Source organism: Burkholderia sp. PR2, from assembly GCF_052372875.1.
GTDB lineage: Bacteria > Pseudomonadota > Gammaproteobacteria > Burkholderiales > Burkholderiaceae > Burkholderia > Burkholderia diffusa.
This window is the reverse complement of sequence record NZ_JBQRWH010000001.1, coordinates 2220030-2246490: the sequence shown is the minus strand read 5'-3', so window position 1 is coordinate 2246490 and position 26461 is coordinate 2220030. Positions and strand designations below refer to the sequence as shown.

At 64.0% G+C, this 26461-nt stretch carries 25 protein-coding genes; 15 read left to right on the top strand and 10 right to left on the bottom strand.

Annotated elements, in window-relative coordinates; all coding sequences use genetic code 11:
• Window positions 1–153 precede the first annotated feature (153 nt).
• A complete protein-coding gene (locus ACT2FV_RS09960; RefSeq protein ID WP_444503780.1) occupies window positions 154–1512 on the top strand; it encodes an MFS transporter in 1359 nt (452 codons plus the stop codon).
• A gap of 123 nt (window positions 1513–1635) precedes the next feature.
• Here ACT2FV_RS09960 and ACT2FV_RS09955 read toward each other — a convergent pair whose 3' ends face one another.
• On the bottom strand, window positions 1636–1884 hold the full coding sequence (locus ACT2FV_RS09955) for a hypothetical protein (protein WP_059598707.1): 249 nt from the start codon (window positions 1882–1884) through the stop codon (window positions 1636–1638).
• Between the two features lie 109 nt (window positions 1885–1993).
• Entirely contained in the window at window positions 1994–2611 is a 618-nt protein-coding gene (locus ACT2FV_RS09950) for a LysE family translocator (protein ID WP_059684979.1), read from the bottom strand.
• Between the two features lie 996 nt (window positions 2612–3607).
• On the opposite strand from ACT2FV_RS09950, the gene thrS reads away from it, so the two are divergent.
• The gene (thrS, locus tag ACT2FV_RS09945) at window positions 3608–4816 is read left to right on the top strand and encodes a threonine--tRNA ligase (protein ID WP_444503779.1); all 1209 of its coding nucleotides are present in this window, start codon (window positions 3608–3610) and stop codon (window positions 4814–4816) included.
• 168 nt (window positions 4817–4984) lie between these two features.
• Window positions 4985–5461, top strand: a complete 477-nt coding sequence (locus ACT2FV_RS09940; RefSeq protein WP_444503778.1) for an autoinducer binding domain-containing protein — start codon at window positions 4985–4987, stop codon at window positions 5459–5461.
• A 352-nt stretch (window positions 5462–5813) separates the two neighbouring features.
• Here ACT2FV_RS09940 and ACT2FV_RS09935 read toward each other — a convergent pair whose 3' ends face one another.
• From ACT2FV_RS09935 to ACT2FV_RS09920, 4 genes are all read right to left on the bottom strand, one after another.
• Window positions 5814–6905: an IS630 family transposase gene (locus ACT2FV_RS09935; RefSeq protein WP_444503777.1), complete on the bottom strand. Its 1092-nt coding sequence runs from the start codon at window positions 6903–6905 to the stop codon at window positions 5814–5816.
• A 1317-nt stretch (window positions 6906–8222) separates the two neighbouring features.
• Window positions 8223–8468 (bottom strand): chromate resistance protein ChrB domain-containing protein, encoded by a 246-nt coding sequence (locus tag ACT2FV_RS09930; RefSeq protein ID WP_174920077.1) that lies wholly within the window; start codon window positions 8466–8468, stop codon window positions 8223–8225.
• 70 nt (window positions 8469–8538) lie between these two features.
• A complete protein-coding gene (locus ACT2FV_RS09925) occupies window positions 8539–9717 on the bottom strand; it encodes a chromate transporter (protein WP_444503776.1) in 1179 nt (392 codons plus the stop codon).
• Window positions 9714–10691, bottom strand: a complete 978-nt coding sequence (locus ACT2FV_RS09920) for a chromate resistance protein ChrB domain-containing protein (protein ID WP_444503775.1) — start codon at window positions 10689–10691, stop codon at window positions 9714–9716. The genes ACT2FV_RS09925 and ACT2FV_RS09920 overlap by 4 nt, the downstream gene beginning before the upstream one ends.
• Window positions 10692–10954: 263 nt before the next feature.
• Here ACT2FV_RS09920 and ACT2FV_RS09915 point away from each other — a divergent pair, with 263 nt between their 5' ends.
• The 6 genes from ACT2FV_RS09915 (at window position 10955) to ACT2FV_RS09890 (ending at window position 18000) form a co-directional block, all read left to right on the top strand.
• Window positions 10955–11227 carry a metal/formaldehyde-sensitive transcriptional repressor gene (locus tag ACT2FV_RS09915; protein WP_059447469.1) on the top strand — a complete coding sequence of 91 codons (273 nt, stop codon included), beginning with the start codon at window positions 10955–10957 and terminating at the stop codon, window positions 11225–11227.
• 11 nt (window positions 11228–11238) lie between these two features.
• Complete coding sequence (gene dmeF / locus ACT2FV_RS09910) at window positions 11239–12552, top strand: CDF family Co(II)/Ni(II) efflux transporter DmeF (RefSeq protein ID WP_151047203.1); 1314 nt, start codon at window positions 11239–11241, stop codon at window positions 12550–12552.
• Between the two features lie 3 nt (window positions 12553–12555).
• Complete coding sequence (locus tag ACT2FV_RS09905) at window positions 12556–12741, top strand: DUF1289 domain-containing protein (RefSeq protein ID WP_059508013.1); 186 nt, start codon at window positions 12556–12558, stop codon at window positions 12739–12741.
• A 7-nt stretch (window positions 12742–12748) separates the two neighbouring features.
• Window positions 12749–13954, top strand: coding sequence for an MFS transporter (locus ACT2FV_RS09900; RefSeq protein WP_444503774.1), 1206 nt, complete (start codon window positions 12749–12751; stop codon window positions 13952–13954).
• A 353-nt stretch (window positions 13955–14307) separates the two neighbouring features.
• The gene (locus ACT2FV_RS09895) at window positions 14308–15615 is read left to right on the top strand and encodes a dicarboxylate/amino acid:cation symporter (RefSeq protein ID WP_124627763.1); all 1308 of its coding nucleotides are present in this window, start codon (window positions 14308–14310) and stop codon (window positions 15613–15615) included.
• A 450-nt stretch (window positions 15616–16065) separates the two neighbouring features.
• A complete protein-coding gene (locus ACT2FV_RS09890; RefSeq protein ID WP_444503773.1) occupies window positions 16066–18000 on the top strand; it encodes an SMP-30/gluconolactonase/LRE family protein in 1935 nt (644 codons plus the stop codon).
• 34 nt (window positions 18001–18034) lie between these two features.
• Here the strand turns inward: ACT2FV_RS09890 and ACT2FV_RS09885 are convergent, their stop codons facing one another.
• Both ACT2FV_RS09885 and ACT2FV_RS09880 read right to left on the bottom strand, forming a co-directional pair.
• A complete protein-coding gene (locus tag ACT2FV_RS09885; RefSeq protein ID WP_444503918.1) occupies window positions 18035–18463 on the bottom strand; it encodes a GNAT family N-acetyltransferase in 429 nt (142 codons plus the stop codon).
• A 533-nt stretch (window positions 18464–18996) separates the two neighbouring features.
• Window positions 18997–19152, bottom strand: a complete 156-nt coding sequence (locus ACT2FV_RS09880; RefSeq protein ID WP_011881216.1) for a DUF3309 family protein — start codon at window positions 19150–19152, stop codon at window positions 18997–18999.
• Window positions 19153–19367: 215 nt separating this feature from the next.
• Here ACT2FV_RS09880 and ACT2FV_RS09875 point away from each other — a divergent pair, with 215 nt between their 5' ends.
• The 6 genes from ACT2FV_RS09875 to ACT2FV_RS09850 all read left to right on the top strand — a co-directional run bounded on the left by ACT2FV_RS09875 (window position 19368) and on the right by ACT2FV_RS09850 (window position 24952).
• Window positions 19368–20042, top strand: a complete 675-nt coding sequence (locus ACT2FV_RS09875; RefSeq protein ID WP_059604850.1) for a histidine phosphatase family protein — start codon at window positions 19368–19370, stop codon at window positions 20040–20042.
• Between the two features lie 20 nt (window positions 20043–20062).
• A complete protein-coding gene (locus tag ACT2FV_RS09870; protein ID WP_444503772.1) occupies window positions 20063–21094 on the top strand; it encodes a phosphotransferase in 1032 nt (343 codons plus the stop codon).
• 58 nt (window positions 21095–21152) lie between these two features.
• Window positions 21153–21917: an SDR family oxidoreductase gene (locus ACT2FV_RS09865; RefSeq protein WP_059605181.1), complete on the top strand. Its 765-nt coding sequence runs from the start codon at window positions 21153–21155 to the stop codon at window positions 21915–21917.
• A 7-nt stretch (window positions 21918–21924) separates the two neighbouring features.
• Window positions 21925–22683: an SDR family NAD(P)-dependent oxidoreductase gene (locus ACT2FV_RS09860; RefSeq protein WP_059604859.1), complete on the top strand. Its 759-nt coding sequence runs from the start codon at window positions 21925–21927 to the stop codon at window positions 22681–22683.
• Window positions 22684–22722: 39 nt separating this feature from the next.
• Window positions 22723–23967, top strand: coding sequence for an acyl-CoA dehydrogenase family protein (locus ACT2FV_RS09855; RefSeq protein WP_124627757.1), 1245 nt, complete (start codon window positions 22723–22725; stop codon window positions 23965–23967).
• Window positions 23968–24046: 79 nt separating this feature from the next.
• A complete protein-coding gene (locus ACT2FV_RS09850) occupies window positions 24047–24952 on the top strand; it encodes a LysR family transcriptional regulator (protein WP_444503771.1) in 906 nt (301 codons plus the stop codon).
• A gap of 43 nt (window positions 24953–24995) precedes the next feature.
• Here ACT2FV_RS09850 and ACT2FV_RS09845 read toward each other — a convergent pair whose 3' ends face one another.
• Together ACT2FV_RS09845 and ACT2FV_RS09840 are read right to left on the bottom strand one after the other, a co-directional pair.
• Window positions 24996–26123 (bottom strand): molecular chaperone DnaJ, encoded by a 1128-nt coding sequence (locus ACT2FV_RS09845; RefSeq protein ID WP_444503770.1) that lies wholly within the window; start codon window positions 26121–26123, stop codon window positions 24996–24998.
• A gap of 82 nt (window positions 26124–26205) precedes the next feature.
• Complete coding sequence (locus ACT2FV_RS09840; protein ID WP_444503769.1) at window positions 26206–26382, bottom strand: hypothetical protein; 177 nt, start codon at window positions 26380–26382, stop codon at window positions 26206–26208.
• Window positions 26383–26461: the final 79 nt, after the last annotated feature.

Genomic DNA, 26461 nt, shown 5'->3' with positions numbered 1-26461 from the left:
ATAACACGGACGGCTCGCGCCGGACGTGACCCGATCGCGACACCTGCCGCTGCCGGCAGGTGTCGACGACGCATGACGCGCCGGCGGCGAATCGGCGCGCAAACAAGGAAAGACGCGGCCATCAGGCCGCGTTGTTTAAACAGGAGACTCGCGATGAATCGCGCACCCGTGGTCGATGTCCAGACCTTCATCAATGAGCAGCCGTTCGGCGGCTTCCAGTGGCTCGTATTCCTGATGTGTTTCGTGATCGTGCTGCTCGACGGCTTCGATACGGCCGCGATCGGCTTCATCGCGCCGTCGCTGCTCGGCGAATGGAACCTCACCAAACCCGATCTCGCACCCGTGCTGAGTGCCGCGCTGTTCGGCCTTGCGTGCGGCGCGCTCGTGTCGGGTCCGCTGTCCGACCGCGTCGGGCGCCGGTCGCTGCTGCTCGGCTCGGTGTTCCTGTTCGGCGTCGCATGTTTCGTGTCGGCGTTCTCCAACACCATCGGGCACCTGACGGTGCTGCGCTTCGTCACCGGTGTCGGCCTCGGTGCCGCGATGCCGAACGCGGTCACGATGATGGGCGAGTTCTGCCCGGACAAGCGCCGCGCGACCGTGATCAACCTGATGTTCTGCGGCTTCCCGCTCGGCGCCGCGTTCGGCGGCTTTCTCGCCGCGTGGATGATCCCGCATTTCGGCTGGCGCAGCGTGCTGATGCTCGGCGGCGTGACGCCGCTGCTGCTCGGCGTGCTGTTGCTGCTGAAGATGCCCGAATCGGTGCGTTTCATGGTCGCGCAAGGCCAGAGCATCGACCGGATCCGCGCGACGCTTGCGCGGATCTCGCGCGATGCGCTGAACGCCGGCTCGTTCGCGATGACCGAATCCGCGCCGCAGACGGGCGGCAAGGGGATGGGCGTCGTGCTGTCGCGCTCGTATGTCGTCGGCTCGGTGATGCTGTGGCTCGCGTACTTCATGGGCCTCGTGATCTTCTACGCGTCGATCAACTGGATGCCGATCCTGCTGAAGGATGCCGGTCTCACGCCGAAGAGCGCGACGCTGATTTCCGCGCTGTTCCCGCTCGGCGGTGTCGGCGCGGTGCTGTGCGGCGTGCTGATGGACCGTTTCAACGCGAATCGCGTGATCGCCGTGTGCTACGCGCTGACCGCGATCAGCGTGTATGCGATCGGGCAGGCGGCCGGAAACGTGGGGCTGCTCGTGCTGGTCGTGTTCATCGCCGGCGTGCTGATGAACACCGCGCAATCGTCGATGCCGGCGCTTGCCGCCGCGTTCTATCCGACCGAAGGGCGCGGCACGGGCGTGGCGTGGATGCTCGGTGTCGGCCGCTTCGGCGGGATCGCCGGGTCGTTCCTCGTTGCCGAACTGACGCGCCGGCACTTCTCGTTCGCCGGCGTGTTCGCGACGATCGCGGTCGCGGGCTTGCTTGCATGCCTTGCGTTGCTGATCAAGCAGATGGCCCAGCCGCATGGCGTCGCGCAGTCGAGCGGCAAGATCGAGTCGCTCGGGCATTGAGCGGAATCGGGGCCGGGGCGATGCGCCGGCCTTTTGCTGGTTGCGAAAGGTCGTGAGCCGGCCGACACGCAACGACAGACCGGGCCGCGTCGGCGGCCCGTCCACTTTACGGCCGTCGCGCCGCTACTCCTCCGCGTCGTGTTCCTTGACGAAGTTGCGCAGATACGCGCGCAGCGCGGCCTCCTGGCTGCGGTGATCGGCAAGGTTCGCGGCGCCCATCTCTTCCTCGTCGCCGAACAGCGTGGACGGCGCGCAGTACGTACCCACTTCGATGTTTTCGCGCAGCACTCGGATCTCGTGCGTGAGCGGGTGGTACTCGGCGACCCAGTGCATGCCCTCGATGTGCTCGCCGGCTTTCAGCATCGGCTTCATCGGCATCTCCATGCAGAACAGCGGTGCAACCGGCGAAGCGGCTGCACGCGCCCGTACCGAAAGGGTACGCCTGCATGGCGTGAAGCTCAACGGGGGCGCTTGTGAGCGCTTACTGCGGGAGCAGATGCGCGACGAGCGGGTATAGCGACAGGATCAGCAGCACGGCCATCGTCACATTGAAGATGCGCAGCGCGCGGCGGTTCGACAGAAAGCGGCGCAGGCCCTGGCCGAACGCGGCCCACAGGCTGATGCACGGAAAGCCGATCAGGATGAACACGACGGCCATCCACGCGGCGTTCATCCCGTAGTCGGCGGACAGGCGGATCGTAGTCGCGGCGGTCAGCACCATCATCCATGCCTTCGGATTGACCCACTGGAACGCGGCGGCTTCGAGGAACGTCATTGGCCGCGGCTTGGCGCCCTGCGCCTTCACTTCGCCGGACGTGCCGATGCGCCATGCGAGGTACAGCAGGTACGCGACGCTCGCGATTTCGAGGATCGTGTACAGGACCGGCACGCGCCGGAACGCCTCGCCGAGACCGAAGCCGACGCACAGCATCAGGATCGCGACGCCGATGCTGATGCCGAACAGGTGCGGCATCGTGCGGCGGAAACCGAAATTGACGCCGGAGGCGAGCAGCATCGTGTTGTTCGGGCCGGGCGTGATCGACGTGACGAGCGCGAACAGCATGCCGGCGGGCAATGCGCTGAGGGTGAGGAAGTCCATCGCGGATTCTCCATTCGTGTTCGAGACTGGGATGGAGCCAGTGTAGCGACGGTTGTCTGTACGGTACCGGTACAGTTTGATTGACGATTGCCGGTACGGGGAGGGGGATGGGGGCCGGGACGGAATCATCGGTTGTTGTTTCTCGGAAAAGATGTTCGCGGTCTAAATATTTTGTTTTTGAATAAAGGGCGGAAACTTATGGTTTTGCGCGATTAAAAACATACCATCGAGAAAAATGTGCGATGAAATTCCAATTAAATCAAATTTCGCACAATTTTTGTCGGCGACTTCGTTTCTTTTCCGGCGCTCTCGGCCTATAGAGCGACTCCAGCACAAACGCGAGATCTGCACTATTTCGCGATTCACACACCCGCGGCAGTTGTGCAGTCCGAGGTTCGTGGCGTATCCCGAACCAACACCCAGCAAGTCTACGGCTGTGGCCGGAGCAAAGAGACGATCCTGCTCATGCAGGCGTTTTGGCGTTGGTTGACAACGCAGTTGGAACTCGCACGCTTCGTGCAACTTTCGCGGAGCAGTGATCCGGTGGCTGAGTGGTGTGGATCCGTGCCGGACGCGATGCAATGCAAGCCAAATGTTGAGGGACTGGCTCCAACGAGTATCGATTTGCTGTTGTCACACGCTATCTGATTCATGAACAAAGCTTCCCTGTATTTACTTCGGCGCACTTTTGTTTACTCTTACTTGGTCTTTCATTGTCTTTACGGTTTTGTGGTTCTTAATGAATCAAGAGGTATCGAAAAATGAAATTAGATTTGAATGCCACATTGACAGACGTTAGCCGGTTGACTAGATTAGTCGCATGAACGCACTTTTCGTCACGACTACCACGACCACCACCACGACCGCCAATGGCGGGCCTGGGGGAGGGTGCACGTCGTAGGTCAGTGCCTCAAGCGATCCCAAAGCCCCGCCGGAAACGGACGGGGCTTTTTTAATGCTCCGTTCGACCGGTACCAAATGTCAACGGAGAACATGATGGACGAATTCGACCACCGAGTGCTTGGTAACAAACTGGATCTGTTTCATCAGCAGGATGAAAGTCCAGGCTCCATTTTCTGGCATCCGCGTGGAATGGTTCTATATCGGGTCGTCGAGGAATATATTCGCGCCCGCATGCGCCAGGCCGGCTTTTCCGAAGTGCGGACCCCTCAGATTGTCTCGCGCAGTCTTTGGGAACAGAGCGGTCATTGGGAGAAGTTCGGGCGAAACATGTTTTCTCTCGAGAGCGATAACAACCCATACTGTCTCAAACCGATGAGCTGCCCGTGCCACGTGCAGATCTTTAAAAAAGGCTCTCGCTCGTACCGCGATCTCCCAATTCGATATTCGGAATTCGGGGCGGTCCATCGAGCCGAACCGTCCGGGGCGCTGCATGGTCTTATGCGCGCCCGTGCGTTCACTCAGGACGATGCACATGTTCTTTGCATGCCGGATCAGGTCGAAGTTGAGGTCGCACGATTCTGCGTGTTGCTGAAGACGATCTATGCGGACTTCGGGTTTGGAGAATTCGATGTAGCTTTGTCGACGAGGCCGGCGGTCCGGGCCGGCGACGATGCAGTGTGGGATCGTGCCGAAGCGATGCTGGCGTCCGCTGCGCGAGCGGCAGGCCTGGATTTCGCGATCCTGCCCGCGGAAGGGGCATTCTACGGCCCCAAACTCGAATTTCATCTGCTCGACCGCCAAGGACGGAAGTGGCAGTGCGGAACGATCCAGCTCGACTTCGTCTTGCCCGAGCGGCTTGGTGCTGCATATGTCGCAGAGGACGGCGCGAAAGCGACGCCCGTCATGTTGCACCACGCTGTACTGGGGAGCCTCGAACGGTTCATCGGCATCCTCCTGGAACACTACGAGGGGTGGCTCCCGACGTGGCTGGCACCCGATCAAATCGTCGTTGCGAACATCGGGCAGGATGAACGTGCATTTGCCGACAGCACGGCGTTTGCCTTCGAAGACCTCGGCTGTCGGGTTCTGAGGGATTTCCGTTCCGAGCGCCTGCCGCGCAAGATCTTTGACGCGCGGGAACTGGCGGCGCCGATCGTTGCGGTGGCCGGACGGAAGGAGATGCTGGCCGGCGAGGTGTCGTTGCGAATGAGGGGCGGGGAGCAGCACGTGCTGACCATCAATGATGCGATCGCCTACCTGAAACAGCATGTGTGCCCCCCGTCTGCGACGCGGGTGTTCTGACCTGCCGGCAGGTATCGGCGGATAGCAAGTGCCTTGAGGATCAATCGAATCGATTCATAACCTTAAATCAATAAGTAATTCTAAAAAATTATGAGAGAAGCCAGAGATCGCGTCATTCAACGGGCCGACGAGTGTCGCGAGTCTGCATCGTGTCGGTGCAGCGAACGAATGCTCGAGATGGTGTTCGAGATTGGCAGTTGCACTTGCGTGGATGAACTGCGCCGGATGTTAATCGACATCAGGCATCTCGCGGGATTTGACCATGTCTGTTACCAGGATTGTCGAATGACTGGCGGGACACTGAAGATTGGCCGCATATTGTCGAACTATCCGGAGGCGTGGCTATCCCGTTATCGGGAGCGGGCTTATCTGATGATTGATCCGATCGCGCTGCACGCGATGTCGTCGTTGACGCCGATTATCTGGTGCGACCGCATCTTCGCGACAACCGAACAGCGCGAACTTCGAATCGGAAGTCGCATGTACGGGTTAAGCGACGGGGTGTCGTTTCCAGCTCATAACAGGCATGGCGACGTGGCATGCGTGAGCTTCGTCCGACAGGCGCGGGTGTCGGACGACGGCGATGCACCCTTCGACGTTCCGTCGTGGGGAGAGGTGGCCTCGCTCGTTCGGACCGTTTTCTGAGATTTCTAAGTGGAGCATCCGAGGCAATCATACTGCCGAATTGGTCGCAGGCAACGTCGCGACGTATGCCTCATTCGGCGTCTGATCCGCCAGGCTCGAATGGGGCCGTTTCCGGTCGTACAAGTTGATGAACTCATCCTCGGAGCACTCGCATACGATCAATTCGACATTTGCGCGCGTTCCACTCTAGCGATCTAGCCTCCCTTCCGAATCAATGCTGGAGAAATGTCGTCGGAATCGGTAGTGGTACGAGCGAGTTTCTCGCTACCGGTGAGAAGCGCAAGCAGGAGAAGAGATTTTATGATTCGATCGAGACTCTGAAAGCAATGCTTAGCGATGCATGGAGGGGGACCTAGTGTCCTGTTCCGCTGATTCGCGAGCAAAGTCGATGCAGCTTTTCGAGGATGGAATCGGCTGACGCGGTCCAGACGAACGGTTTGCAGTTTTCGTTGTAGTGGGAAACGAATTGATCGATTCGCTTGACCAGTTGTTTGACCGAGCCGAACGAGCCTCTACGGATCGCTTTGTCGGTGATCAGCGCAAAGAAGCGTTCGACCTGGTTGAGCCACGAACTGTAGGTGGGAATGAAATGCATATGCCAGCGGGGGTGTGCCGCCAGCCACGCCTTGACCTTCGGATGCTTGTGACTGCCGTAGTTGTCGACGATGCAGTGCACGTCGAGTTCGGCTGGCACGGCCTTGTCGATTTCGCGCAGAAACGACAGGAATTCCTGATGTCGATGACGCGGCTTGCAGGTAGCGAGCACGGCGCCATTGAGCACATTCAGGGCGGCAAACAGCGTCGTGGTGCCATGACGGACGTAATCGTGAGTGACGCCTTCAACGTAGCCGAAACCCATCGGCAGCATGGGTTGCGTGCGCTCGAGCGCCTGACATTGGCTCTTCTCGTCCACGCACAGCACCAGAGCGTTCTCCGGCGGACTGAGGTACAAGCCGACCACATCGCGCAGTTTCTCGATGAAGAACTGATCGGTCGAGAGCTTGAAGCTTTCACTTCGATGCGGCTGCAGACCCAGCAGTTTGAAGTAACGGTGCACGCTCGTCGGCGAGATGGCGGTTTCGGCGGCAATCGTGCGCACGCTCCAGTGAGTGGATCCATCTGCCGGCTTCGTGTGCAGGGTCTTGTGAATCAGTTGGGCCAGCCGTTCGTCGTCGATGGTGCGTGGCTTGCCGGGACGTACTTCGTCATAGAGTCCGTTGATTCGCTGATCCAGAAACCGCAGACGCCACTTGCCCACCGTGGCACGCGTGAGTTGCAGGCGTTGCGCGATCGCGCTATTGGGCTCGCCGTCAGCCGCCGCCAGCACGATGCGCGCCCGCGAGACCAGCGCAGCCGAAATCGAGCGAGAGCGCGCTATCGACATCAGTTGCGAACGCTCGTCTTCGCTCAGCACCAGTTCCGCCTTCGGTCGTCCCATCACCATGCTGACGTCTCCCGTTCCGTTGACGTCAACATGCTACGTGAACATAGACCAGTTAACAACGGAACGGGACACTAGGCGGTCACATCCAATATGGTGAGTGCAGGAAAGGCCACTTCCGGCTTCTTCCTGTGCTCAAGCCGAACAATGGAGAATCGGCACGTGGCCAATCGGCGTTCTTGGATGGGATGTTGCCGATGTGAAGGTAAGCGGATACAACTCCATGGAGCTTTGATGCGAGCGGATTGGGCTACCGGTTCCGCGCATCCAGTGCACGTTCTTTTCGTTTCGCATATTGTGCGGATCAGCATTCCCATAGACGTCAGGAAGCGGTCGTGCGCGCTCCTCGCGCCAATGACCATAGATGCGCCGATACCTGCCGGATACAGGCGCAGGGTCACGACGCTGTCGTATTGCGCGCTACAGCTGATATGAAGGTCCACGAACTACGCTCGTAGTGCGCTGGTCCGAGACACACAATTTCCGAGTAGACCGACTGTTAAGTGTGCGCGAAAAAGAAAGTGGCCACTCGTCAAGCGGGCATCGCGGAGGTGGGGCACGAGCATACCGCGGTATCACGCCCAATCCGGTAAGTCCCGCTCGCTGTTTTCTAATGCCACGTAGCCGTGAATTTGCAGATCTGCAAAGTGTGCATCGACCCTATCCAGCCGGACCGGCCTCGAGCGACGTGACGTAACACAGCAGGTCCTTAGTGCGTCCCTCCGATATCAACTGCTCGGCAGTCTTGTAGCCAAAAGTCGGCAGCGGTTCATTGCGATATCAAAGCAACTTGCTTCGTACGTCTCCGGAAATATCGGTTGCAGCTCGGATGACCTGGAGTGCGTCTCTAAGGTACTTTTGCACGCTTTCGGAACCAGCCAAGCGGCTCACCGTATTGCGATGTACACGGGCCAGCCGTGCGACTGTTTGCATATCGATATGCAGGGCGGACGCGAAGCGTCGCGCCGAGACGATCGGCGCGACACTATCTGAGTTTCTCAAAGACGCCATGAACTGGTCGAAATTGAGGGCGGCGTTGAATTTGGGAACAGGTCATGTTTCATGGCAGAGTACCCGCCGCACACTACTGCACATTTATTGCACAAAGAGTACCGACTGCACTGGCCGCCGAAACCCTTATTCATGGCGCTGCTGGTCGCCAAGCTCCGTCGAGACACCTAGGCAGGGCCGTGACATTCCCAAGGGCGACTTTTCCGAAAATTCCCGAGGCCGCGGACATCTTTTCTGAGACGAGAGGCGTGCAGATTTCTCAAAAAAGATGTCCAAGTCCTTGATTTGTCTAGGGTGCCTAAGACACCTTTACTGAGAGTCCACACGTGCTGGCGGCAATCGGCTCGCGTTGACGCTCGACGGCCGTGCCGCGAGCCGACACAGTCCGTAGCCGGATCGATTTCGACGAACTCGACGAGCGTGGACGCGCGCCGGCTGCCAGGTGTGCGCATCACGCCGGCACCACGCGTAAAGCGCATCGTCGATGAATCGCGCAATTTGCCACGGGCATGCGATGCGGTCGACCTTCGGCCGTTCGCGCGTAATCCACTTCATGCATGGCGCGCCTCCTGTATGCCGGACGAATGTCGTCCAATGCGTCACGGCCGTCTCCCCGCAGTGCGGCTCAATGATGGAGCAGCGGGTAGGCCACCAGCCCGACGAGCGCGGCAGCCATGACGATGACCGGCTCCTGCAGCTTCTTGAAACGCCACAGCAGCAGCACGGTAGCGAGGGCGAGCAGTGCGGTCGGCATGTCGACGATCGAGCGTTTCGCGATGACGAGGACGGAGCCCGTGATCGCCCCGACGGCTGCGGCGGTGATTCCGTCCACGAACGCCTTGACGCCCGGGCGGTGCCCGTACTTCTTCACGTACGGCGCGGGAATCACGGTGAACAGATAGCAGGGCAGGAACGTGCCGAGCGCCGCGACGCATGCGCCGGGCAAGCCCGCCACGAGATACCCGATGAAGCCGACGGTGATCACGACGGGGCCGGGCGTAATCATCGCGACCGCGACCGCATCGACGAACTGCTTGTCGTTGAGCCAGTGATGTTCGGTGACGACGCCGCCGTAGAGGAACGGCACGATCGCGAGCCCGGAGCCGAACACGAACGTGCCTGCCTTCATGAAGAACGCGCCGATCTGAACGAGCTGCGGCAGATCGATGCCGCTCAGCATTCCGCTGGCCGCCGGCAGGTTGGCGGCGGCAACCGCATTCAGCCCGCCCCGGTGCAGCCACCTGGGCGGGGCGCGCCACAGCCAGCCGACCAGGCCCGCGACGAGGAACAGCCACGCGATTTCCGATTCCGTGATGAAGGTCACGGCGGCGAGCGTCACGAAGATCGCCCAGAGCAGCTTGTCGCGGCCGACCGTTTTCGTCGTGAGCTTGTACGCGCTCATCGCGATGATGCCGACCACCGCGGCGCCGACGCCGTAGAAGACGGCCTGCATCCAGGACAGCCCGCCGAAATGCGCGTACGCGAACCCGAGCGCGAGCACCATGAGGAACGACGGCAGCACGAATGCGAAGCCGACGAGTGTCGCACCGACGATGCGGTAGTGAACGAAACCGAGATAGATCGCGAGCTGGGCCGCCATCGGCCCCGGCGCGAGCTGGGCCAGCGTGAGTCCTTCCTTGTAGTCGGCTTCCGTGATCCAGCCGCGGCGCTCGACCAGGTCGCGACGCATGTAGCCCGCAAGCGCAACCGGCCCGCCGAAGCCGAACGTGCCGAGGCGCAACATGTAGGCGACCAGCTCGCCGAGCGAGTAGGTCGGTTCGGTTGTGGCGATGGCAGTGGTCATGACCTGGCTCCGGTCTCGTTCTTTCCGCTCGACGAGAAATGCGCGTGCAGGGCGTCGAGCACGGCGCTCATCTGCTCGAGCAATTGATCGTCGTTCTCCGTGCGCTGGCGCATGCCGGCCATCACGGCCTCGAAGCCGATCGCCTCGGGCGCGGAGGGGCCGCCGACGTCGAGCGCGTGCACGATTTCGGCGAGCCGCGCGAGCGCAGGGTCGTTGTCGAGTCCGAAACTGGCCAGCAGCACCTCGAACGTTACGCGCTTGCCGACGTGCGTGAACGTCGCACCGTCGAAATCGAAGCCCAGCGCGTCAGCCGGACAATCGGCAGGCGATGTGAGCCAGATGAAGCGGGCGCGTGCGTCGATGAAGCGCTGGATCAGCCACGCGCTGGCGACGCGATCGACCCACATCCGCTGTCGCGTCGCCCAGGTGCGGCCCTGATATTCGTCGATCGCCAGCGGGCGGATCGCGCGGTCCGCGGCGTGCGGCTCCCCCGGCGACAGCACGGTGTCGATCAGTGCGACGAAATCCTGCAGGGCGACTTCGGCACGGGTGGCCGAGTCGCCCGGGAAATAGTCGATCGCGCGGATGGCGTCGAAATCCTTGCGCACGCGCCGCAGCAAACGTGTCAATTCCGTGGCCGACTTACCGGCGAGGGTCTTGCGGGCATCCGCAAGGGTCTGGATGAAGGCGGCGTCATCCTCCCCGCGATCGAAGAGCGCGCGGAATTCCAGTTCCTGCGATGCGTCCAGGCTCGGCGCCCGTAACAGATGAGCCGTGCCGCCACTTTCCGCAATCGCCCCCGCGAGGTCGCGCAGTGTCTCCTCATGCTCTTCGCTGTACGGCAGCAGGTAGATACCGTCGCGCAACACCGCACAGCCCTTTGCCTTCAGCGCGCGCCAGAAGCGCATGCGGGCCGTCGCGTTTTCGGTCGGAAGGGTCAGCACGAGGAGCGACCACGTAGAAATAGTGTTCATGTAGTGAACTCTATCCAATTGTTATTCACTCTACAAATTTTTTGACGCAGTCGCTGAGTCGCGTCGCACCCATGCCCGCTTCATCGTGGCCAGGCGTGTTGCAGATCCGCGCGGAGTGGGCCGAAGCGAGCACGGTGCAGGTCCGTTCGAGCACCAGGCGCCGCTTTCCGGCTAGACCTTTCATCGGCCCGATATATACCCCTCCCCCCTATATGGAAATGCGATTTCAGATATAGTCCCCCCCGGTATATGAAGGAACCACCATGAGCCACACCATCAAGGACAAGCAGAAGCTGCTGAACCGTGTCCGCCGCATCAAGGGACAGGTCGAAGCGATCGAACGCGCGCTGGAGGACGAGCGCGGTTGCAACGAAATCCTCCGCCTCATCACGAGCGGCCGCGGCGCGATGAACGGCCTGCTCGCAGTCGTGCTCGAGGATCACATCCGCAGCCATCTGGTCGATGCCGAGGGGCACGACGACGAAGGCAGCGCGACCGAGCAGCTGATCGAAGTCGTACACAGCTACTTCAAGTAAACGGAGGCGGAATGAGCAATTTCAGCGATGACGCCTTCGGCGCAGGGCACGACCACATTTTTCTTGGCGCGGCGCACGAGCAGAACGAACGCAGGACCTGGATGGTCATCGCGCTTTGCGCGGCGATGATGGTGGCCGAGATCGTCGGCGGGTCGCTTTTCGGCTCGCTGGCGCTGATCGCGGACGGCCTGCACATGTCGACGCACGCGGGCGCGATGCTGATCGCCGCGTTCGCCTATACGTATGCGCGCAAGCATGCGAACGATCCGCGCTTCGTGTTCGGCACGGGCAAGCTCGGCGACCTCGCGGGTTTCACGAGCGCGATCGTGCTCGCGATGATCGCGCTGCTGATCGGGTACGAAGCGGTCGCGCGTTTGCTGGCGCCCGTTCCGATCCATTTCGACGAGGCGATTCCAATCGCGGTTGCCGGCTTGCTCGTCAACATTGCGAGCGTCTGGCTGCTGAGCGGCGATCATCATGGCCATAGCCACGGCCACGGCCACGGCCACGGCCACGGCCACGGCCATCATCACGGGCATGGTCATGGCGATCACGACGATCATGCGCACGACAACGAAGAGGAAGCGCACCGGATCTTCGACCAGCAGGGCATATTCGTCGTGTCGGTGTTCGAGGAGGGCGTCCCGCCGGTTTTCCGCGTCGCGCCGGCGACACACGAGACGAAGCGCGTCGATGCGAGCGCCGTGTCGGTGACGACGATCCGCCCGGACGGCACGCGCCAGATGTTCGCGATGCAAAGCCGCGATGGTTATCTGGAGTCGACCGAAGCCATTCCCGAACCGCACGAATTCAAGGCGATCGTCCGCTTGAACGGTCGCGAACACGAACTGGCGTTCGAGGAGCACGATCATGGCGCATCCGCGGCGGCGGCGCGCGATCACAACATCCGCTCCGCCTACATCCACGTGATCGCCGATGCCGCGGTTTCCGTGCTGACGATCGTCGGGCTGCTGCTCGCGCGTGCGTTCGGCTGGGTCTGGATGGATCCGCTGGCCGGCATCATCGGCGCGATGGTGATCGCGAACTGGTCGTACGGCCTGATGCGCGACACGGGCGGCATCCTGCTCGACATGAATTCCGATCGCCGTCTGACGGACAAGGTGCGTGGCGCCATCGAAGGCACTGGAGACCGCGTCGCCGACCTGCATGTGTGGCGGCTCGGGCCGGGGCACATGAGTGCGGTGGTGTCGGTGACGACCACCGATCCGGATCGGGATGCGCGCTTCTATCACGGCGTGCTGCAGCGATTCAGGAACCTGTCGCACGTCACCGTCGAAGTCGTGCCCGCGACGCGAGGACGATAAAGCATGGCGGTCAAGTCCCCTTGTGTCGACGTGTGTTCGTTCGACGGTCGCACCGGCTACTGCGTGGCATGCCTGCGGACGCGCGACGAAGCGCGCGGCTGGAAGAAGATGACGGATCACCGGCGTCATCAAATCGTGAACGACCGCGCGCGGCGGCATGCGAAACTGACGCGGGAAACGACCGACTGAACACATCATGAGCGCCCCGTCACCGATTGCCGGCAAACCTGCGATTCCGCGGACCGTGTGGGCCCTGGGTCTCGTGAGCCTCTTCATGGACCTGTCGTCCGAGCTGATCCATGCGCTGTTGCCGATCTACCTGGTGTCGACGATGGGCATGAGCGTCGCCGCGCTCGGCGTCCTCGAGGGGGCGGCCGAAGCGACGGCGATGATCGTCAAGGTGTTCTCCGGTGCGATCAGCGACTGGCTCGGGCGCCGCAAGGGGCTGCTGCTGGTCGGCTACGGGCTCGCGGCGTTGACCAAGCCGTTGTTTCCGCTGGCGTCCACGCCGGCCGTCGTCGTGACGGCCCGTCTGCTCGACCGCGTTGGCAAGGGGATTCGCGGCGCGCCGCGCGACGCGCTGGTGGCCGACATCGCGCCGCCCGAAATTCGCGGCGCGTGCTTCGGCCTGCGTCAGTCGATGGATACCGTCGGCGCGATTCTCGGCCCGATGCTCGCGATCGCGCTGATGCTGTGGTTCGGCGACCGTATCCGGACCGTGCTCTGGTTTGCCGTGGTGCCGGCCTTCGTCGCGATCGCATTGATCGTCTTCGGCGTACAGGAGCCCGAGCAGTCGAAACCGGACCGGCGCTTTCGCTCACCGCTGCGCTGGAACGCCCTGCGCGAGTTTCCCCGCAGCTACTGGTTCGTCGTCGCGGCCGGTGCGACGTTTACGCTCGCGCGATTCAGCGAGGCGTTCCTGGTGCTGCGTGCGCAGCAGACGGGGCTCGACGCGGCATGGATTCCGGCCGTGATGGTCGCGATGAGCGTCACCTATGCGCTGTCGGCCTGGCCGGTCGGCATCCTGTCGGACCGGCTCGATCGCCGCGTGCTGCTCGCGGCCGGCATGGTGTTGCTGATCGCGGCCGATCTGCTGCTCGGCATCGGCACGTCGACGATCTCGATGTTCGCCGGCGTGGCCGTGTGGGGGCTGCACATGGGCTTCACGCAGGGCATTCTCGCCGCGATGGTGTCGGAAACCTCGCCGGCCACGCTGCGCGGCACCGCGTTCGGCGTGTTCAACCTGGTGAGCGGCGTCTGCATGCTGCTCGCGAGCAGCATCGCCGGCGCACTGTGGATGCGTTTCGGCGCATCGACCACGTTTCTCGCGGGCGCGGCGCTGGTCGTGGTGCCGCTGTGCCTGTGCCGGTTCATGCCGCGACCCGGCGCGTCGCACGCGTGACGCGGCGCCGGCCGGGTCTGCCGACGTTCGGCGCAAGGCTGAGCTGACGGCCGGGCACGACGGTGCCCGAAGACCAGACCCGCCGTCGCGGTCCGCCCGTCCCCGGCCCCGGCCCCGGCCGGCGAAGGCCGGCCTCGCCTCCTTTCCCGCGCCGCGCATCGCTTGTCGCTTTCAGATTTGAAAGATTGTCCGGCGTTTGCGATAGAATGCCCCCCCTGTTCGCCGTGGCCATGCCCACGGACGGGCACCGGCACTCGAAGCGGCGCGCGCCGCGCTCGCGGTCCACCGTTCCCATGTCGATGCCGGCGATCTCCCTGTCGTTGGAAGCACAAGTTCTGTAATTTGGATTGCTAATGAAGAAGAAGCACAACATCACCAAGTACATCGTCATCGCGATGGTGCTTGGCATTGCCGTGGGCTACGCCTGTCATAGCGCGTTTCCCGACCCGAAAATGGCCAAGGAAGTCGCCGGCTACGTGTCGCTGCTGTCCGACGTGTTCCTGCGGCTGATCAAGATGATCATCGCGCCGCTGGTGTTCGCGACGCTGACGGTCGGCATCGCGCAGATGGGCGACAGCGGGTCGGTCGGCCGCGTGGGCGTGAAGGCGTTCGGCTGGTTCTTCATCGCGTCGTTCACGTCGCTGGTGCTCGGCCTCGTGACCGCGACGATCCTGAAGCCGGGCAGCCACCTGAGCCTGCCGTTGCCTGCCGCCGACGCGGCGCTGAACCTGAAGACGGGCGCATTCACGCTGAAGGACTTCGTCGTCCACCTGGTGCCGAAATCGATCGCCGAGGCGATGGCGAACAACGAGATCCTGCAGATCGTCGTGTTCTCGATCTTCTTCGGTACCGCGCTGTCCGCGCTTGGTGACGCCGGGAAGCGCCTGACCGGCGTGATCGACGATCTCGCGCAGGTCATGCTGAAGGTGACGGGCGCGGTGATGTGGTTCGCGCCGGTCGCCGTGTTTGCCGCGCTGGCGTCGACGATCACGACGGAAGGGCTCGGCATCCTGCTCACGTTCGCGAAGTTCATGGCGAGCTTCTATCTGGCGCTTGCGCTGCTGTGGGGCGTGCTGACGCTCGCCGGCGTGGCGTTCCTCGGCAAGCGCGCGTTCACGCTGATTCGCCTGATTCGCGAGCCGTTCCTGCTGTCGTTCGCGACGGCGAGTTCCGAAGCCGCGTATCCGAAGCTGCTCGACGCGCTCGACCGGTTCGGCGTGAATCGCAGGATCTCGAGCTTCGTGCTGCCGATCGGGTATTCGTTCAACCTCGACGGCTCGATGATGTACTGCACGTTCGCGGTGCTGTTCATCTCGCAGGTGTACGGGATCGACCTGCCGCTCGGTACGCAGATCACGATGCTGCTGATGCTGATGGTGACGTCGAAGGGGATGGCGGGCGTGCCGCGCGCGTCGCTCGTCGTGATCGCGGCGACGCTCAACCAGTTCCATCTGCCGGAAGCCGGGCTGCTGCTGATCATGGGCGTCGACATGTTCCTCGACATGGGCCGCTCGGCGACCAACGCCGTCGGCAATTCGATCGCGGCTGCGGTGGTCGCGAAGTGGGAGGGCCAGCTCGGCGAACCGCGCGCCGACTCGGATTCGGACGGCGGTGGCGAAATTGAGCAGGTGAAGGTACGGGAGACGGCGACGTCCGCGTGATTTCCCTGTTGTAAATGATATGCGCCGGCCCGGATTCGACACGGACTCGGGCCGGCGCAATACCCGCCAGCGGTCATTCCTTTACCCGTCTTTACCCGTATCCGGCGATTGTCCCGATTCGCCGAAAAACCTTCCGCCATTGCCGATACGCGGCATTCGAAACCGCGGCGATATTCCCGCCATCGAAAGCCGTACTGCCCCGATAGCGCACGCGAACGCATAAGTGGTCGTTCACACTCGCGCAGTCGTACGCCCGGCCTTCGCGAGCAGCGCGCAATTTTTTTCGATTTATATGACGCTATTCTCGGCGTTGCCGATTATCGAGCGCACGCGCGATGTAATACCGACTGCACCGGGTGATTTAGCGGAAGTATTTACGCATTGCCGATTTTCAAACCACCCGGCTGCCCCCTCACGTGAATGACGCCACCATTCAGGAGAGCATCAGCCATGGTCGCCAGAAAATCGATTCAGGCCGTGCTGCTCGCCGCCGCGATCGCCGCGATCGCGCCGGCCGCAAACGCGGGTAACACCACCGACTGGATCGCGAATACCTACGGCACGCTCGCCGCGCACGTCGGCAACGTCGCGCGCTCGATGTGGGTCGCGCCCGAAGGCGTGATCTACACGGCGTCGATGTGGGACGAGGATGAGGGCGGCGTCGCGATCTACCAGAACGGCAAGAGCGTCGGCTCGATCGGCACGCATTCCGAGTTCCAGGGCAGCGCGATCACGGGCAATGCGACGTCGCTGTTCGTCGCGCTGCAGCCCGGCAGCGGATACGGCAGCGGCGCGGTCGGGCGCTACAACCGTGCCACGCGGTTTCGCGACAAGCTGATTCAGGTCACCGCGGCGACCAACCAGCCGCGCATCGACGTCGTCACCGGGCTCGCCACGGCCGGCTCGCTGCTCTATGCGAGCGATTTCTACGGCAATCGCGTGCGGGTGTTCACGACCGACGGCGTGTGGCAGCGTGACATCGGCGTGTCGGCACCCGGCGCGCTCGCGGTCGACGGTGCGGGGAACATCTGGGTCGCGCAGAAGAGCGCAGGCTCGGTCGCCGAATTCAGTCCGGCCGGCGCGCTGCTGAACACGATCCGGCTGGCCGCCGGGTCGCAGCCGTCGGCGCTCTATTTCGACGCGGCGGCGGGGCAGCTGATGATCGGCGACGAAGGCCCCGACATGAACATCAAGCGCTATTCCGTCTTGGTCCGACCCGCGCTGGCCGGCACGTTCGGCGTGCCCGGCGGCTATCTCGACACGACGACGGGTATCAAGGGGCAGGTCGGCGCGAAGCGCTTCACCCGCATCGCCGGCATCGGCAAGGATACGGGCGGCAACCTGTATGTGCTCAACAACCCGTGGGGTGGCAGCTGGGATCTCGGCCGCAACGGCGCGACCGACATTCACGCATACAACAGCGCCGGCAGCCTGCGGTGGACGCTGCAGTCGCTCAACTTCGAGGGCATCGCCGCACCGGATCCGGTCACCGACGGCGCGCTGTTCTACAGCGGCACGCACGTCTACAGTGGCACCGCGGGCGGCACCTTCGTCGCGAACACCGTCGATCCGTTCACGTATCCGTCGGACCCGCGCATCAACATGAGCGATACCCAGCGCGACGAGCACTTCGGGCTGCTGACGTCCGTTGGCGCGAACCGGATCCTCGTTGCAGCGGGGCAGAATCCGCCGGTCTACTACTTCTTCCACTTCAACGCGGCCAACGGCTACGTCGCGATTCCGGACGGATCGATCCCCGGGCCCGCGTTCAACACGACCCGGCGCGTGTCGGCCGGCTTCAGCCTCGACAGCAAGGGCGGCGTCTGGGCCGGCCTCGACAAGACCGGCGCCATTTATCACTATCCGCTGAACGGTTTCGACGCGAGCGGCAAGCCTTCGTGGGGGGCGGGCGTACCCACGCCCGTGCCAGCCAGCATCCAGCCGCTGACGCGCATCGTCTATCTCGCCGACAGCGACACGATGGTGCTCGCGCAGGGTGTGGTCGGGAGTACCGACTGGACGTCGATCGGCACGCGCATCGAGGTGTATCACGGCTGGAACGCCGGCAACACGACGAAGCCGAATCCGGTCATCACGCTGCCGCATAGCGGCGCGAAGTCGATCGACGCGGCCGGCAACCATCTGTTCGTCGGCTACTGGTTCAGCAGCAGCGGGCCGCTGTGGCCGAACATCGACGCGTTCAACCTCGACACCGGCAATCTCGACACGACGCTCGTCAACGCGAGCCCCGCGACCGTGGATACCAGCAGCGCGATCGACGCGATGTACAGCGTGCGCGCGTATCGCCGCTCGAACGGGGAATACGTGGTGACGAAGAACAACGTGAAGGGGAACAGCATCACCGTTTATCGGTGGACGCCTTGATGGGCGAGGCGCGGCATGCCACGGTTCAGGCGCGCTAGATCAGGCTCGCGCTCGTCTCCGTTTCCGACGCGAGGGTGAAGCCGAGCCGCTCGTAGAGGCGCCGCGCCGGGTTGCCGCGCAGCACGCCGAGCGATACTGGCACGTGCTCGCGTGCGGCTTCGATCAGCAGCTCGCGCAGCACGGCTTCGCCGATGCCTTGTCGCTGCCGCGACGGGAGGATCTGGATCTGGTGAACGTGCCATTCGTCGGCGGAGCGCGTGACCTTCAGCAAACCGATTGCATCGGCGCCGTCGCAGACGATCATTGCGTCCTCGAAGTTCGAGCGGATGCGCTGATCGTGCGCTTTGTCGTCGGTGGGTGCGCCGACGCGTCGCAGATGCTCGGTCATCGTGAGTCGGCGGAGCCTCAGCAGGAACGGCAGGTCGGCGGCGGTCGCCGGGCGCAGGCAAATGGCAGGGGGCATGGTCGAGGAGCGTGGGCGGATGGATTCCATGGCTCGAAGCGAATGATCCACGAACGCGGTATGGCGGTCAAAGGCCGGGCAGCCGGCATTGTCATGACGGTCGACAGAAAGCTTGCATCGATCGACGGCGGCCGGGTCGACGCGCTCGGGTGAACGGCACGACCGCCGGTAGCCCGCCGACATTCGCGCCGGCGCGACGAGGCCGTGCGGCTCGTGGAACCGCAGCGCCTCGACCGATACGCCGAGCCGCGCGGCTGCGGCCGAAGCGCTCGGGCGCAGGGTGGGCGTGCTCATTCGGCGTCTCAGTTTGCTGTCGATTCGTGAAACCAGTGTTCGCTGGATAACCCGAAGAACACCCCGCGCATGCGCGTCATTGTGCGGCGTGCGCGCGCCGCCGAGATACGGCAGGAACGACGGCGCCCGGGCGGGTTCGCGCCGTTGCCGGGTTGGCATTCATCGCCGGCTTTTGTAAAGAAGCCACGGCAGCGCGATCGAACGATACGTGCCTGCGCAACAGGTACGCGTCGTCACACTCAAATGCGACCCAGCAGCACCAGTATCACGACGATGACGACGATCAGCCCGACCGAGCCCGATGGCCAGTAGCCCCAGCTTCGGCTGTGCGGCCACGCCGGAAATGCTCCGATGAGCAGCAGAATCAGAACGATGATAAGGATCGTACCGAGCATCGCACCCCTCCTGAACGTGGTGACATGACGGTGGCTCCTGCCGCAATTCGCGTGCCGCGGCGGGGAGTCGGGCGAAAGCCGGCACAAGCGCCGCTGTATGAATATGAATACGTGGAATTCATGCGATGAATGGCGGCCGATTCAGAAAATAAATTTCAAAAATGTTGCCCCGGTCGCTATGCTGGGCCTTCGGTTTCCCCTCAGGCGGGCACGCAATGGCTGAACTTTTTCTGGTGCGGCACGGGCAGGCGTCGTTCGGCACGGACGATTACGACCGGCTGTCCGCGGCCGGTGAGCAGCAGGGCGTCTGGCTCGGCGAATACTTCGCGCAGCAGGGCCTGACGTTCGACCGGGTGATCTGCGGCACGATGAACCGGCATGCGCAGACTGTCGCTGCGATCCTGCGCGGGATGGGCGGGGAAGGCGCGCAGGTCGACCGCCATCCCGGCCTGAACGAATACGACTTCCACGGGCTGTTCGCGGCCGCGGCGAGCGACTATCCGGAGATCGCGCGGCTCGCGGCCGGCTCGATGAAGGAGCACTTTCGCGCGCTGCGGCAGGTGCTGCACCTGTGGTCCGACGACAAGCTGGGCGACACCGCGCCCGAAACCTGGGCGCATTTCCAGCAACGCGTCGCCGACGCCCGCGCCGCGATCCGCGAGGGCGGCAGCCAGCGCGTGCTCGCGGTGAGTTCCGGCGGCCCGATCGCGGTGACCGTGCAGCAGGTGCTCGCGGCACCGCCGTCGAGCGCGATCGCGCTGAACCTGCAGATCCGCAACAGCAGTCTTTCGCAGTTTTTCTTCAACGCCGAAGCGTTCCACCTGGCGTCGTTCAACGGCATACCACATCTCGAGGATACCGAACGATATGCGTGGCGCACCTACGGCTGACCCTACGAACGATCGCGACGATGACGAACCCTTCCCAGCCCCTCGACGTAGCTCGCCTCACGCGCTATCTGGAAGCGCACGTGCCGGGTTTCGAAGGCCCGCTCGACATGGAGAAGTTTGCCGGCGGCCAGTCGAACCCGACCTTCCTGCTGCATGCGAAGAGCGGTCGCTACGTGCTGCGCCGCCAGCCGCCCGGCGAGTTGTTGAAATCCGCGCATGCGGTCGATCGCGAATTCCGCGTGCTGAGCGCGCTGTCGGGCACCGCCGTGCCGGTCGCGCGTCCGTATCACCTCTGCGAAGACCGCGACGTGATCGGCAGCCTGTTCTACGTGATGAGCTTCGAGGACGGCCGGATCTTCTGGGATCCGGCACTGCCGGAGTTGCCGAAGGCCGATCGTGCGATCTGCTACGACGCGCTGCTGCGCACGCTGGCCGCCCTGCACGACGTGGACGTCGACGCGGTGGGCCTCGCCGACTTCGGGCGCCCCGGCAACTACTTCGAGCGCCAGATCGGCGTGTGGACGAAGCAGTATCGCGCGGCGGAAACGGAGCGCCTCGACGCGATGGAGACGCTGATCGACTGGCTGCCGAAGGCCTGCCCTGAGGACGCCGGCCGGCCCGCGCTGGTGCACGGCGATTTCCGGATCGACAACCTGATGTTCGCGCGCGACGACTATCGCGTGCAGGCCGTGCTCGACTGGGAACTGTCGACGCTCGGCAATCCGCTCGCCGATCTCGCGTATTTCTGCATGTGCCTGCGGCTGCCGCCGGGCGACCAGGTGCGCGGGCTCGCGGGCCAGGATCGTGCCGAACTCGGCATTCCCGACGAAGCGGCGATCGTCGCGCGCTACTGCGAACTGCGCGGGATCGAGCCGATCCGCGACTGGCATTTCTATCTCGCGTTCAGTTTCTTCCGGCTCGCGTCGATCGCGCAGGGCGTGAAGGCGCGCGCGCTGCAGGGCAACGCGTCGAGCGAGCAGGCGCTGCGCGTGGGCGCGATGGCTGGCCGGCTGGCCGAAATGGCGGTCGACGTGATCGGCGCGCATCGCTGACATCGCGGACATCGCCGCGCGGCCGCACGAACAACAATCAATGGAGGAGCACAGCAACATGGCAACGAATCTGTTCGATCTGACGGGCAAGATCGCGCTGGTGACGGGCGCGAGCCGCGGCATCGGCGAGGAAATCGCTAAGCTGCTCGCGGAGCAGGGCGCGCACGTGATCGTGTCGAGCCGCAAGCTCGACGACTGCCAGGCGGTCGCGGACGCGATCGTCGCGGCGGGCGGCCGCGCCGAAGCGCTGGCCTGTCACGTCGGGCGGCTGGAGGACATCGCCGCGACGTTCGAATCGATCCGCGGCAAGCATGGCCGGCTCGACATCCTCGTGAACAACGCGGCCGCGAATCCGTATTTCGGGCACATCCTCGATACCGATCTCGCCGCGTATGAAAAGACCGTCGACGTGAACATCCGCGGCTACTTCTTCATGTCGGTCGAGGCCGGCAAGATGATGAAGGCGCAGGGCGGCGGCGCGATCGTCAACACCGCGTCGGTGAACGCGCTGCAGCCGGGCGACCGTCAGGGCATCTACTCGATCACGAAGGCCGCGGTCGTCAACATGACGAAGGCGTTCGCGAAGGAATGCGGGCCGTTCGGCATCCGCGTGAACGCGCTGCTGCCGGGCCTCACGAAGACGAAGTTCGCGGGCGCGCTGTTCGCCGACAAGGACATCTACGACACCTGGATGGCGAAGATTCCGCTGCGCCGCCACGCGGAGCCTCGCGAGATGGCTGGCACCGTGCTGTATCTCGTGTCGGACGCGGCGAGCTACACGAACGGCGAGTGCATCGTCGTCGACGGCGGCCTGACGATCTGAGCGCGCGATGAAACTCGACAGCTACGCCGGGCAGGCCGTGATGATCACCGGCGCCGCGAGCGGCTTCGGCGCGCTGCTCGCGAGCGAGCTGGCCGCGATGGGCGCGCGGCTCGCGCTTGGCGACCTGAACGAGGCGGCGCTCGAACGCGTGGCCGCGCCGCTACTGGCGGCCGGCGCCGACGTGATCGCGCAGCGCTGCGACGTGCGCATCGAAGCAGAGGTCGCTGCGTTGGTGAAGGCGGCGGTCGAGCGCTTCGGCCGGCTCGACGTCGGCATCAACAACGCGGGCATCGCGCCGCCGCTGAAGGCGCTGATCGATACCGAGGAAGCGGATCTCGACCTGAGCTTCGCGGTGAACGCGAAGGGCGTGTTCTTCGGGATGAAGCACCAGATTCGCCAGATGCTCGCGCAGCGCGAAGGCGTGATCCTCAACGTCGCGTCGATGGCCGGGCTCGGCGGCGCACCGAAACTGGCCGCGTACGCGGCGTCGAAACACGCCGTGGTCGGGCTCACGAAGACGGCCGCGCTCGAATACGCGCGGCATGGCATTCGTGTGAACGCGGTGTGCCCGTTCTACAGCACGACGCCGATGGTGACCGACAGCGACATCGGCGATCGCCAGGATTTTCTCGCACAGGGCTCGCCGATGAAACGGCTCGGCCGTCCCGAGGAAATCGTCGCGACGATGCTCACGCTGTGCGCGAAGGAAAACACCTATCTGACCGGGCAGGCCGTCGCCGTCGACGGCGGTGTCTCGGCCTTCTGAGCGAAACGAACGGACAAACGGAATCACGAGGAGTCGATCATGGACTTTGGCTACACCCCGAAAGTGGAAGAACTGCGCGAACGCGTGCGTGCGTTCATGGACGCGCACATCGTGCCGCGCATCCGTCAGTGGAACGAGGAAGTGCATGCGGGGCAGTATCCCGTGTCGTTCATGGAGGCGCTGAAGGAGCGCGCGAAGGCCGAAGGGCTGTGGAACCTGTTCCTGCCGCACCTGAAGGAGGACGAGCCGGGCACCGGGCTGACGAACCTCGAATACGCGCCGCTCGCCGAGATCATGGGGCGCGTGGGCTGGGCGTCGGAGGTGTTCAACTGCAACGCGCCGGACACCGGCAACATGGAGCTGCTGCACATGTTCGCGACGCCCGAGCAGCGCGAACAGTGGCTGCTGCCGCTCTTGCGCGGCGAGATCCGTTCGGCGTTCGCGATGACGGAGCCCGACGTCGCGTCGTCGGACGCGACCAACATCACGACCCGCATCGAGCGCGTGGGCGACGAATACGTGATCAACGGCCGCAAGTGGTTCATCACGAACGCAGCGCATCCGAACTGCCGGATCTTCATCGTGATGGGCAAGACCGATCCCGACGCGGAATCGCACCAGCAGCAGAGCATGATCCTGGTGCCGCGCGACACGCCGGGCGTGACGGTCGTGCGCAACATCACGGTGGTCAATCACTACGCGCCCGAAGGGCACTGCGAGATCACGTTCGACAACGTGCGCGTGCCGGCGCGCAACCTCCTCGGCGAGGAAGGCAGCGGTTTCGCGCTCGCACAGGCGCGCCTCGGGCCGGGCCGGATACACCACTGCATGCGTTCGATCGGCGCGGCCGAGCTCGCGCTGGAACTGATGATCGACCGCGCGCAGTCGCGCGAGGCGTTCGGCAAGCCGCTGAACCGGCACGGCACGATCGGCGAATGGATCGCGCGCTCGCGCATCGAGATCGACCAGGCGCGCCTCCTGGTGCTGAAGGCCGCATGGATGATCGACAAGGTCGGCGCGAAGGCGGCGCGCAAGGAAATCTCGATGATCAAGGCGCTCGTGCCGACCGTATACACGGACGTGTGCGACCGCGCGATGCAGGTGTTCGGCGCGATGGGCCTGAGCCCCGACACGCCGCTCGCCGATCTGTGGACCTGGGGCCGCGCGCTGCGCTTCGCGGACGGCCCGGACGAGGTGCACCTGCAGGCGATCGCGCGCATGGAGATCAAGGACGCCGTGCGCGGTTCGACCGAGCCGTACCTGACGCGGCCGCCGCGCGGCTGAGCCGCGCGCCGCGCGGTGACGCGACGTGGAGGAGCGGGAGACGCACGCCGTATTAAGATGCCGGCAAGGAGATCCGGCGATGCGTCTTTCGAAGATTGATCTGAACCTGTTCGTCGTATTCGAGGCGATCTACAACAAGCGCAACCTGACGCGCGCGGCCGAGGTGCTGAACCTCACGCAGCCGGCCGTCAGCAACGCGCTGGCGCGGCTGCGCAAGACGCTGAACGACCCGCTGTTCGTCAGCACGCCGGCCGGGATGATGCCGACGCCGATGGCCGAGAACATCGTCGGCCGCGTGCGCGAGGCGCTGCAGCTGCTCGATTCGAGCGCGCACGAAGGCGACGTTTTCGATCCCGCTTCGTCCGAGCGCGTGTTCCGGCTCAGCATGAGCGACCTGACCGAGGCGCTGCTGCTGCCCGCGCTCGGTGAACTGCTGCAGACGCATGCGCCCGGCATGCACGTGCGCAGCTACACGATGGACCGCCGCGAAGTGGCGACCGCGCTCGCGAACGGCTCCGTCGACATCGCGATCGACGCGCCGCTGATCGGCGACCCGCACCTGCATCAGGCGCTGCTCGTGCGCGACCGCTACGCATGCATGATCCGCGACGATCACCCGTTCAAGGGCGACACGCTGACCATGGACGACTACCTGTCGATGGGGCACATCCACGTGTCGAGCCGCCGCAAGGGCAGCGGGCATGTCGATGCGGAGCTGACGCGGCTCGGGCTGCGCCGCAACATCCAGATGCGGGTGCAGCACTACATGGTCGCGCCGCTGATCGCGATGCGTGGCGATCTCGTGCTGACGGCGCCGCTCAGGCTGCTAAAGCGTTACCCGGCGCGGATTCTCGAACTGCCGTTCGAGATGCCGGGGCTCGAGTACTTCTGCTACTGGCACCGCAGCGCCGATCAGGATCAGGGCAGTCGGTGGCTGCGTGAGCAGTTGATGATGCTGATGGGCGGGATCGGCGAGCCGCAGTGAAGGGCGCGGCGTGCGCATCGCGCGTTTGCCCGCGCTTGCCGGCTCAATACGAATCCTCGTCGAAGCGCGACGATGCGCTCCGGCGCTTCATGTCCTTCAGCCAGCTCCTGACCTGATCCGGATCCTCGAACTCGCGCAGCGCGACGGCCAGGTCCTGGTTGCTGCGCTGCATGCCGGCGATGTCGCGCGCGAGCATGCGCAGGACCGTATCGGGCGCGACCTTGTTCGACGACGCAATGCCGTAGGTCCGCCGGAAATCGTTCTCGACGTGCACGATCTCCTGATCGAGTTCGCGCAGTTGTTCCTCCAGGATGCCGTTGTAGCGCGTGAGCCGCGCTTCGCTGAGGCCGTCGATTGCACGGCGGTCGATCTGTTCGATCTCCAGCTGGAGCTCCAGCAGCTGCAGCAGGTTGCCCTTCTCGTAAGCGCGGTTGACCCGCTGCATCAGCACGGTCTTGCGTTGTTGTTCCAGCGGATCGGTTTCGCGATCGGGATGCAGCGCGCTCGCGAGCTTGCGATAGATCTCGCGGATCGACTTGCTCGATTCGGCCTGCTCGGCTTCGACGCGGGCCTGCGCGGCCGATTGCTTCGGCGCTTTCTTGCGCTTCGCTCGCTGGGCCTCGCGGGCCGCGTGAGCGGCCATGTCGCGCTCGAACTGTGCGTCGAGTTCGGCTTGCATCCGTTCGGCCAGCTCGTCCGGCGACAGTGAGTCCAGATCGTCAGCAGGTTGCGATTGCGGTTGGGGCTCCCGCGCCGGTTCCGTTGGCTCGGGCTCGGCCGCTGCGTTGCCGACCTGCCCGGATTCGGTGTGCCGGTTGTAAATGATCTTCAGCGCCGCGTCGTCGCTCACATTCAGCAAATCGCGCGCCATGTCGGCGATCAGGTCGGACAGCGTGCGCTGTTCGGCCTTGCTCAAGCCTTTCTGCAGGAACGTGTCGTCGAGCAGATGAATCAGCCGGATCCGCAGCGCCGTCGCTTCCTGTTCGAGCGGCAACAGCGCGTCGACGAACTTCTTCTGGAACGCCGGCATCACGGCTTCCCACGCGCCGAGCCGCTCGCGCCGCTTTTCGATGTGCTTGACGAGCGTATTGAACGTTTTCTGGGCTTTCGACAGGCTGGCTGTCTCGTGACCGGGCGCGATGGCGACCGCGGCACCGCGACGTGCGGTCATGATGAATGTCCTCCGGCCGCGGCAGGGGGCGCGGCAGGCCGGTATTTTAGCCGGACGGACGCACTCCTTCCGGCGTGCGGCGTTACAGCACGGCCATCGATTCCGTCATGTTCTGCTTCATGTAGTCGAGGAAGCGCTTCTGGAACAGCATCGTGTGCTCGTGCGCGGCGCGCTCGGCGGCGTCGGCATCGCGTCGATCAGTTCGTCGTGGTCGCGCCCGAGTTTCGCAGCCGTCGGCGAACTTACGGTGAAGTCGCACGCTGCCGTCGCGCCGAGCGCCTACGGTATCGCGGTGTCGGCCGGCGAGCGGGCCGGCCTGAATGCCGATCGAGGCGTGC

What these genes read in the sequence shown, in the direction of transcription:
- ACT2FV_RS09865 (WP_059605181.1), top strand. Translation starts at nt 21,153, where the DNA reads ATGGCAACGAATCTGTTCGATCTGACGGGCAAGATCGCGCTGGTGACG.
- ACT2FV_RS09855 (WP_124627757.1), top strand. Translation starts at nt 22,723, where the DNA reads ATGGACTTTGGCTACACCCCGAAAGTGGAAGAACTGCGCGAACGCGTG.
- ACT2FV_RS09925 (WP_444503776.1), bottom strand. Translation starts at nt 9,717, where the DNA reads ATGACCACTGCCATCGCCACAACCGAACCGACCTACTCGCTCGGCGAG.
- ACT2FV_RS09960 (WP_444503780.1), top strand. Translation starts at nt 154, where the DNA reads ATGAATCGCGCACCCGTGGTCGATGTCCAGACCTTCATCAATGAGCAG.
- ACT2FV_RS09900 (WP_444503774.1), top strand. Translation starts at nt 12,749, where the DNA reads ATGAGCGCCCCGTCACCGATTGCCGGCAAACCTGCGATTCCGCGGACC.
- ACT2FV_RS09915 (WP_059447469.1), top strand. Translation starts at nt 10,955, where the DNA reads ATGAGCCACACCATCAAGGACAAGCAGAAGCTGCTGAACCGTGTCCGC.
- ACT2FV_RS09930 (WP_174920077.1), bottom strand. Translation starts at nt 8,468, where the DNA reads ATGAAGTGGATTACGCGCGAACGGCCGAAGGTCGACCGCATCGCATGC.
- ACT2FV_RS09920 (WP_444503775.1), bottom strand. Translation starts at nt 10,691, where the DNA reads ATGAACACTATTTCTACGTGGTCGCTCCTCGTGCTGACCCTTCCGACC.
- ACT2FV_RS09880 (WP_011881216.1), bottom strand. Translation starts at nt 19,152, where the DNA reads ATGCTCGGTACGATCCTTATCATCGTTCTGATTCTGCTGCTCATCGGA.
- ACT2FV_RS09850 (WP_444503771.1), top strand. Translation starts at nt 24,047, where the DNA reads ATGCGTCTTTCGAAGATTGATCTGAACCTGTTCGTCGTATTCGAGGCG.
- ACT2FV_RS09845 (WP_444503770.1), bottom strand. Translation starts at nt 26,123, where the DNA reads ATGACCGCACGTCGCGGTGCCGCGGTCGCCATCGCGCCCGGTCACGAG.
- ACT2FV_RS09875 (WP_059604850.1), top strand. Translation starts at nt 19,368, where the DNA reads ATGGCTGAACTTTTTCTGGTGCGGCACGGGCAGGCGTCGTTCGGCACG.
- ACT2FV_RS09890 (WP_444503773.1), top strand. Translation starts at nt 16,066, where the DNA reads ATGGTCGCCAGAAAATCGATTCAGGCCGTGCTGCTCGCCGCCGCGATC.
- ACT2FV_RS09950 (WP_059684979.1), bottom strand. Translation starts at nt 2,611, where the DNA reads ATGGACTTCCTCACCCTCAGCGCATTGCCCGCCGGCATGCTGTTCGCG.
- ACT2FV_RS09955 (WP_059598707.1), bottom strand. Translation starts at nt 1,884, where the DNA reads ATGAAGCCGATGCTGAAAGCCGGCGAGCACATCGAGGGCATGCACTGG.
- ACT2FV_RS09905 (WP_059508013.1), top strand. Translation starts at nt 12,556, where the DNA reads ATGGCGGTCAAGTCCCCTTGTGTCGACGTGTGTTCGTTCGACGGTCGC.
- ACT2FV_RS09860 (WP_059604859.1), top strand. Translation starts at nt 21,925, where the DNA reads ATGAAACTCGACAGCTACGCCGGGCAGGCCGTGATGATCACCGGCGCC.
- ACT2FV_RS09940 (WP_444503778.1), top strand. Translation starts at nt 4,985, where the DNA reads ATGCTCGAGATGGTGTTCGAGATTGGCAGTTGCACTTGCGTGGATGAA.
- ACT2FV_RS09935 (WP_444503777.1), bottom strand. Translation starts at nt 6,905, where the DNA reads ATGGTGATGGGACGACCGAAGGCGGAACTGGTGCTGAGCGAAGACGAG.
- ACT2FV_RS09885 (WP_444503918.1), bottom strand. Translation starts at nt 18,463, where the DNA reads ATGCCCCCTGCCATTTGCCTGCGCCCGGCGACCGCCGCCGACCTGCCG.
- dmeF (WP_151047203.1), top strand. Translation starts at nt 11,239, where the DNA reads ATGAGCAATTTCAGCGATGACGCCTTCGGCGCAGGGCACGACCACATT.
- ACT2FV_RS09870 (WP_444503772.1), top strand. Translation starts at nt 20,063, where the DNA reads ATGACGAACCCTTCCCAGCCCCTCGACGTAGCTCGCCTCACGCGCTAT.
- ACT2FV_RS09895 (WP_124627763.1), top strand. Translation starts at nt 14,308, where the DNA reads ATGAAGAAGAAGCACAACATCACCAAGTACATCGTCATCGCGATGGTG.
- thrS (WP_444503779.1), top strand. Translation starts at nt 3,608, where the DNA reads ATGGACGAATTCGACCACCGAGTGCTTGGTAACAAACTGGATCTGTTT.